Annotated in this window: 1 protein-coding gene; it reads right to left on the bottom strand. The window is 63.4% G+C overall.

Features of this window, described 5'->3' with window-relative positions; genetic code table 11:
* Positions 1 to 554 (bottom strand): IS701 family transposase (locus tag SO180_RS42505; RefSeq protein ID WP_449384725.1); only part of this gene is annotated, 554 nt, incomplete at both ends.

Genomic DNA, 554 nt, shown 5'->3' with positions numbered 1-554 from the left:
CTGCGGTTGAAGTCGCGCCGTGCTATGCGAATGCGCACGCGCGCAAAGCGGGATTTGAGGGATACATTCGTTCCTTCGCGCCAAGTGACCGTCCGCCAGGCTTTGGCAGGAAGGCTCAAGGCAAGATCCTTGACCTTGACTGGTTGGTGCTGCGCATCGCGACGTAGCTGCTTGGTCGGCCGTCCGCGGCCGGGCACATAAGGCTTGGGCGGCAAGGGGCCCGTGCCGGGCGACCACACCGTGGTGCTCGAGAGAATCCCAGCAACATAGGAAAGCTCAAGCGCCGTAAGAGCGGCGCGCAGGTCGCTGTGATTGCCGTAGCCAGCATCAATCAACACGACGCCACGTGGCAAGCCCGCGGTGCAGGCGGCGCGGATTTGATCGAGCGCGATCTCGATCTTGGTCTGAAAGTCGATCTGATCGGGCACCCCAGCCTTCTTGCGGCGGGCAGCGTCGGAGGCCCATGCCTCCGGCAAGTACAGCCGATAGGCCACCGGCAGGCTGGCATGATGATTGGCGACCGACAGCGACACCGCGACCTGACAATTGTCCTG

The organism is Bradyrhizobium sp. UFLA05-112 (assembly GCF_053572325.1).
This window is presented reverse-complemented; position numbering and strand designations above follow the sequence as displayed.